Source organism: Streptomyces sp. SID5785 (genome assembly GCF_009870065.1).
GTDB lineage: Bacteria > Actinomycetota > Actinomycetes > Streptomycetales > Streptomycetaceae > Streptomyces.
The window spans coordinates 1-6920 of the sequence record NZ_WWIA01000897.1 but is presented as its reverse complement, the minus strand read 5'-3'; the positions used below and the strand labels follow the sequence as shown (position 1 = coordinate 6920).

General features: G+C 74.3%; 6 protein-coding genes. 3 read left to right on the top strand and 3 right to left on the bottom strand.

Translation table 11 applies throughout. The features are described from left to right. The 3 genes from mtrB to mtnA form a co-directional block, all read right to left on the bottom strand. A partial coding sequence (mtrB, locus tag GTW43_RS29335) for an MtrAB system histidine kinase MtrB (protein ID WP_161305017.1) occupies positions 1–1873 on the bottom strand: 1873 nt, incomplete at its 3' end. Between the two features lies 1 nt (position 1874). Continuing rightward, the gene (mtrA, locus tag GTW43_RS29330) at positions 1875–2564 is read right to left on the bottom strand and encodes a two-component system response regulator MtrA (RefSeq protein WP_202502097.1); all 690 of its coding nucleotides are present in this window, start codon (positions 2562–2564) and stop codon (positions 1875–1877) included. A gap of 4 nt (positions 2565–2568) precedes the next feature. Beyond that, positions 2569–3774, bottom strand: a complete 1206-nt coding sequence (gene mtnA / locus GTW43_RS29325; RefSeq protein WP_161305015.1) for an S-methyl-5-thioribose-1-phosphate isomerase — start codon at positions 3772–3774, stop codon at positions 2569–2571. Between the two features lie 140 nt (positions 3775–3914). On the opposite strand from mtnA, the gene GTW43_RS29320 reads away from it, so the two are divergent. The 3 genes from GTW43_RS29320 to GTW43_RS37725 all read left to right on the top strand — a co-directional run. Then, positions 3915–5309, top strand: a complete 1395-nt coding sequence (locus GTW43_RS29320) for a glycerophosphoryl diester phosphodiesterase membrane domain-containing protein (RefSeq protein WP_161305014.1) — start codon at positions 3915–3917, stop codon at positions 5307–5309. Between the two features lie 4 nt (positions 5310–5313). Then, the gene (locus GTW43_RS29315; protein ID WP_343246150.1) at positions 5314–6012 is read left to right on the top strand and encodes a DUF4129 domain-containing protein; all 699 of its coding nucleotides are present in this window, start codon (positions 5314–5316) and stop codon (positions 6010–6012) included. After that, on the top strand, positions 6009–6920 hold a 912-nt coding region (locus tag GTW43_RS37725; protein WP_161305013.1), incomplete at its 3' end, for a DUF4350 domain-containing protein. The genes GTW43_RS29315 and GTW43_RS37725, both read left to right, overlap by 4 nt.

Below are 6920 nucleotides of genomic sequence, written 5' to 3'. Positions count from 1 at the left end.
GCGGCGCCAGCGGCTGCTGCGCCGCGCTCCCGGACGGCGGCTGCACGGGCACCGTGGCCCGCTTGCGGCCGTCGTCGGCGGGCAGACCGGCCTCGCCGAGCCCGCGATTGCGGCGCGAGTCCTCCGGCTCCAGCGGTATCGGCGACCCGCGCAGCGGCTCGTCCGCCGTCCGCGGCAGCGTCAGCCGGAACTGCGAACCGCCGCCCGGCTCACCCCACGCCTGCAGCCAGCCCCCGTGGAGCCGCGCGTCCTCCAGGGCGATCGACAGGCCGAGGCCCGTCCCGCCCGTCGTCCGCGCGCGTGCCGGATCGGCCCGCCAGAACCGGCTGAACACGCGCGTCGCCTCGCCGGGCTTCAACCCGACGCCGTAGTCACGCACCGCGACCGCGACCGCACCGCCGGCCGCAGCGAGCCGCACGACGACGTCCTTGCCGTCACCGTGCTCCACCGCGTTCACCACCAGATTGCGCAGGACGCGCTCGACGCGGCGGGCGTCGGCCTCGGCCACCACCGGCTGCGCGTCGCCCACGATCCGCACCCGGCTGCCCTTGCGCTCGGCGAGCGGCTCCGCGCCGCCCACGACCCGGCGCACGACCTCGCGCAGATCGACCGGCTCCGCCTCCAGCGCCGCGGCGCCCGCGTCGAACCGGCTGATCTCCAGCAGATCTGCGAGCAGCGACTCGAACCGGTCCAGCTGGTCCGCGAGCAGCTCCGCCGACCGCGCCGTCACCGGATCGAAGTCGACCCGCGCCTCGTGGATGACATCGGCCGCCATCCGCACGGTCGTCAGCGGCGTCCGCAGCTCATGGCTGACGTCCGACACGAATCGGCGCTGCATCCGGGAGAGATCCTCCAGCTGCTGGATCTTCAGATGCAGGTTCTGCGCCATCTTGTTGAACGCCTCGCCGAGCCGCGCGATGTCGTCCTCGCCGGTGACCTTCATCCGCTCCTGGAGACGGCCCGCCGAGAGCCGCTCGGCGACCCCGGCCGCCATCCGCACGGGCGTCACGACCTGCCGCACGACGAGCCAGGCGATCGCCCCGAGCAGGACGACCACGAACAGGCCGGCGGTCGCCAGCGTGCCCTTGACCAGGCTCAGGGACTTCTCCTCCTGCGTGAGCGGGAAGAGGTAGTACAGCTGGTAGGCGTGCCCCTGCGGGTCGACCAGCCGCTTGCCGATGACCAGGCCGGGCTGCGACTCCTGCCCGCCGTCGTAGTGGATCCGCGTGTACTTCTGGGACGCGCCCGTCATCCGGTCGACCCGCTCGCGCAGGTCGTCGGGGACGCTGGCGTCCGGCAGGACGAGCCCGGAGCCGCGCGGCGACCGGCCGTTGCCCCCGTCGACGTCGCCGGCGCCCAGCGTCACCACGTTGAACGCGCCCTTGCCGCCGCTCGACAGCTCCGTGACCAGGTCGCTCAGCCACTTGTTGTTCAGCTGGGTACGGCTGACCTCGTCGGTCGAACCGTCCCGCGCCCCGGCCACCGCCGAGTCCGCCCGGTCCTTGGCCGCGCGGAAACCGCCCTCGGCCTGGCTCTGCGAGGCCTTCACCTTCGCGTCCAGCAGGCCGTTGCGCACCGAGCCGATGACGACGATGCCGAGCAGCAGCACCACACCGAGCGACATGAGGAGCGTCGTGACGACGACCTTGAGCTGGATGTTGCGCCGCCACAGCCGCATGGCGGGCAGCAGCGGGCGCCGCACCCAGCGGGTGAACAGGCGCAGCACCGGGCTGCCGTTCATCCCGCCCTGGAGCAGCAGCCCGCCGTCCATCAGCCGGCGCAGGCGGGAGCCCCGCCCGACCGCCGGTCCCACAGGCCGCTCCGGACGGGATCCCGACGTGGCGGGCGCCGAAGCGGCACTGTCCCGGGACACGTCAGCTCGGTCCGGCCTTGTAACCGACACCACGGACGGTCACCACGATCTCCGGACGCTCGGGGTCCTTCTCGACCTTCGAGCGCAGCCGCTGCACATGCACGTTGACCAGGCGGGTGTCCGCCGCGTGGCGGTAGCCCCACACCTGCTCGAGGAGCACCTCACGCGTGAACACCTGCCACGGCTTACGGGCGAGCGCGACCAGCAGGTCGAACTCGAGCGGGGTCAGCGCGATCGCCTGCCCCTCCCGCTTCACCGAGTGCCCGGCCACGTCGATGACCAGGTCACCGATGGCCAGCTGCTCCGGCGCCGGCTCCTCCGAGCGGCGCAGGCGCGCCCGGATCCGGGCCACCAGCTCCTTCGGCTTGAACGGCTTCACGATGTAGTCGTCGGCCCCGGACTCGAGACCCACCACCACGTCGACGGTGTCGCTCTTCGCCGTGAGCATCACGATCGGCACCCCGGACTCCGCCCTGATCAGGCGGCACACCTCGATGCCGTCCCGTCCGGGCAGCATCAGGTCCAGGAGCACCAGGTCGGGCTTGGTCTCACGGAAAGCGGCCAGCGCCTTGTCGCCGTCAGCAACGAACGACGGCTCAAAACCTTCACCACGCAGCACAATGCCGAGCATCTCGGCCAGTGCGGTGTCGTCGTCGACGACAAGGACTCGTCCCTTCATGGACCACATCATCCCATTAGCTCATCGTTGACTGGCGTGAGCTGTCACACAGCTCCCCCAGTGCCTCAGCTGTCACAGGCGCCACAACGCCACGCTCGGTGACGATCGCCGTCACCAGATCCGGCGGTGTCACGTCGAACGCAGGGTTGTACGCCTGCGTCCCCAACGGTGCCACCGGAATCCCGCCACCCGCCTCCACTCCCGCCGACAGCGCCCGCGGCGCCGTGAGCTCCGTCACCTCATGACCCGGCCGCTGCTCCACCTCGATGGACGCACCGTCCGGCGTCCGCGGATCCACCGTCGTCACCGGCGCCACCACGATGAACGGCACGTGGTGATAGCGCGCCAGCACGGCGAGCGGATAGCTCCCCACCTTGTTCGCCACCGAACCGTCGGCGGCGATCCGGTCCGCTCCGATCAGCACCGCGTCCACCTCGCCTGAGGCGAACAGCGAACCCGCCGCATTGTCCGTGAGCAGCGTGTACGCCATCCCGTTACGCGCCGCCTCGTACGCGGTCAGCCGCGCACCCTGGAGCAGCGGACGCGTCTCGTCCACCCACAGCCTGCGCAGACTCCCCGCACGGTGCGCGGCGAGCGCCACCGCGAAGGCCGTGCCCTCACCGCCCGAGACCAGCGCCCCGGTGTTGCAGTGCGTCAGGATGCGGTGCTGACCGCCGGGCAGCAACTCGTCCAGCAGCCGCAGACCATGCTCCGCCATCCGGGCACTCGCCTCGGCGTCCTCGCCGTGCAGCGACCGCGCGGCGGCGAGCGCGGCGGCCGCCGCCAGGTCCTCGTCCCCGCCCGCGAGACCGGCCCGGTACGCCTCCTGCGCCCGGCGCACCCCGGAGGCCAGATTGACCGCCGTCGGCCGCGCCCCGGCCAGCGAGTCCGCCGCCTCGTCCACGTCGAACCCGCGCGCGGCGGCCAGCGCCACGCCATAGGCCCCCGCGACCCCGAGCAGCGGCGCCCCGCGCACGGCCAGCGCCCGGATCGCCTGGACCAGCCCCTGCGGGTCCGTACAGACCAGCTCGGCCTCCTCGGCCGGCAGCCGCGTCTGGTCGAGCAGCACCAGCACCGGCCCCTCGGCGGACTCGTCCCAGCGGATCGCCGGCACCGAGAGCGAACCGACGGCGCCGGGCGCACCCGCCGGCTCGACGCTTGCGGGGCGTATGTCCCCGGTGAGCCGTATGTCCTCGCCGGATTGCGCACGCTGATCAGCCATCCGCCCAGTCTGCCCCGTGGAGCACCGACAATTGAAGGCGTCCGGCTCTTACGGGCCCAGGTCACCCCGCGGCCACCCCATGGCACGATGGCAGCCGAACTGCCGCCGCGACCGCGGACGGGCACCGTGAAGGAGCGACGATGAACGACACTCCGGGCTGGGCATCGCCCGGATCTGCCCCGTCCGACGGCCCCGGCGACCGACGCCCCGACGACGACCGTCCGAACGCCCCGGAGGGCGCGGCCGAGGGCGCGCCGGAAGGCTCCCCGCAGGACGCGCCGCAGGACCCGTCCGGCCAGGACTCCAAGTGGTCCGCCGAACAGCCGCCTCCCGCCCAGTGGTCCGCCCCCTCCGGCGGCACCGGCGCGGGCTCCGGCTCCGGCCAGGCCCCGCCGCCCCCGCCGGCCCCCGGCCAGGGCTGGGGCACCCCGCCGCCCGGCGGACCGGGCCCACAGCAGGGCTGGGGCGGCCAGGGCGGCCCCGGCACCGGCGGACCGGGCTGGGGCGGCGGCTACGGCGGCTGGGGCGCGTGGCAGGGCAAGCCCAGCGCGGCCAAGCCCGGCGTCATCCCGCTGCGCCCGCTCGGCGTCGGCGAGATCCTCGACGGAGCCGTCTCGACGATGCGCGCCCACTGGCGCACCGTCCTCGGGATCTCGCTCGCCGTCGCCGTGCTCACCGAGATCCTCGTCGTCCTCCTGCAGGGCTTCCTCCTCAACGACGCCGCGAGCTCCGACGCCCTTCAGGACCCCGACGCCTCCGCCCGCGACGTCCTCGACGCCATGACCGGCGTCTTCATCGGCTCCGGCGTCGTCCAGATCATCACGCTGCTCGGCACGATCATCGCCACCGCGCTCCTGACCACCGTCACCAGCCGGGCCGTCCTCGGAAAGTCCGTGACCCTCGGCGAGGCCTGGCGCGACGCCCGCCCCCAGGTGCTGCGCCTGCTCGGGCTGACCCTGCTGCTGCCGCTGATCGCCGCCGCGGTCGTCTTCGTGTGCACGGTCCCCGGCATCCTCGTCGGCGTCCTCGGCTCCTCCGACGCCGGCATCGCCCTCGCCGTCCTCGGTGGCCTTGTCGGCCTCGTCCTCGCCATCTGGCTCATGATCCGCTTCTCCCTGGCCTCCCCGGCCCTGATGCTCGAGAAGCAGACCGTCCGCAAGGCGATGGGCCGCTCCGTGAAGCTCGTCCGCGGCTCCTGGTGGCGCGTCTTCGGCATCCAGATCCTCGCGTCCCTCATCGCGGGCGTCGTGGCCTCGATCGTCCTCGTCCCCTTCACCGTCATCGCCGGTGTGATCAGCGGCGACGGCATGAGCGGCTTCCTCGACTCCGGCGGCGACGCCGGCTGGGCCTTCCTGATCATCAGCGGCATCGGCGCGGTGGTCGGCTCCACGATCACCTTCCCGATCACCGCCGGTGTGACCGTGCTGCTCTACATCGACCAGCGCATCCGCCGCGAGGCCCTCGACCTGGAACTCGCCCGCGCCGCCGGCCTCCCCGGCTACGGCGACGCACCGGGCACCACCCCGGGGAGCTGACGGGGTGAGCGCACCAGGGGGAGTGCTCACCGCGGCGGCTCTGCTGACGCGCGCGAGCGGCGGCGACGAGCCGCCGGTCGTCATCTCGCGGGACCCGGCCCGCGAGGCCGCGCAGAACGAGCTGTCCAAGCCCGCGTACCACGAGAACGACCCGAGCTGGTACGTCCGCGCCCTCGACACGTTCTGGGACTGGGTCGGCGACCTCTTCTCCGCCGCGTCCGGCGCCGCCCCCGGCGGCACCGTCGGCCTCGTCGTCATCGTCCTGGCCGTCCTCGCCGTCGGCGCCGCCCTCTGGTGGCGCCTCGGCACCCCCCGGCGCGCCCCGCGCTCCGAGACCCCGCTCTTCGACGACCGCCCGCGCAGCGCCGCCGAACACCGCGCCGCCGCCGAGGCACACGCCGCCCAGGGCCACTGGAACCAGGCCGTCCAGGAACGCATGCGCGCCCTCGTCCGCTCCCTGGAGGAACGCGCCCTCCTCGACGCGCGCCCCGGCCGCACCGCCGACGAAGCGGCCGCCGAAGCCGCCCGCCCGCTCCCCGGCCAGGCCCGCGCCCTGCACACGGCGGCCCGCGCCTTCGACGACGTCGCGTACGGCGGCCGCACCGCCACCCCCGACACGTACGCCCAGCTGGCCGCCCTGGACACCGAGATCGCCCACACCACCCCGGCCCTCTCCCCGACCCCCGAGGGGGCCCCGAGGTGACCCCACCCACCCCGGACCCCGGTCCCACCGACCCGCCCACGGGCCCCGCCACGGGTCCAGCCTCCGGCGCCCCGGGCACGCCCGCCGAACCCGCCACCAGCGATCCCGCCGCCCCGCCGGCCACGCCCGCCAACACCCCAGGTACGCCCACCAGCTCGGCCACGGGCACGCCCGGTACGCCCACCAGCGCTCCCCCCAGCACGGGCACAGGCACCGAAACCGCCACCCTCACCACGGCCGCCCCACCACCGGCGGAACCTCCGCAGGACACCGGCAACGGTGCCGCCGCCACCTCCGTCACCCCCACGGTCCGCCAGGTCTGGACCCGCACGCGCGGCATCGCCCTCGCACTCGTCCTGCTCCTGGTCGCGGGCATCGCCATCGCCGCCGTCCGCTCCGGCGAACGGCACGGCACCCTCGACCCCCGCTCCGCCGACCCCTACGGCAGCCGCGCCGTCGCCGAACTCCTCGCCGACCGAGGCGTCGACACCCGTGTCGTCACCACCACCGACCAGGCCCGCGCCGCCGTCGGACCCGACACCACGCTCCTCGTCGCCGTCCCCGACCTGCTCACCCCGCACCAGCAGAACCGGCTCCGAGCCGCCCTGTCCGGCCCGGGCGCGGACGGCCGCACCGTGCTCATCGCCCCCGGCCCCGCTGCCGTGAGCCGACTGGCCCCCGGGGTCACCGCGGACCCCGACCCCGTACCGGACATGACGCTCGACCCCGACTGCGACCTGCCCGAGGCCCGGCGCGCGGGCCCCGCAGACACCGGCGGACTGCGCTACGACACCGCGCCGGCCGACGCCGACAGCTGCTACCCGAGCAACGGATCCCCCACCCTCCTGCGCCTGCCCGCCCACGACACGGACACAGACACCGGCACCGGCACCGGCACCGGCACCGGC

Excerpts from the sequence above, each read along its gene's own strand:
- mtrA (WP_202502097.1), bottom strand. The coding sequence starts at position 2,564 with ATGATGTGGTCCATGAAGGGACGAGTCCTTGTCGTCGACGACGACACC.
- mtnA (WP_161305015.1), bottom strand. The coding sequence starts at position 3,774 with ATGGCTGATCAGCGTGCGCAATCCGGCGAGGACATACGGCTCACCGGG.
- GTW43_RS29320 (WP_161305014.1), top strand. The coding sequence starts at position 3,915 with ATGAACGACACTCCGGGCTGGGCATCGCCCGGATCTGCCCCGTCCGAC.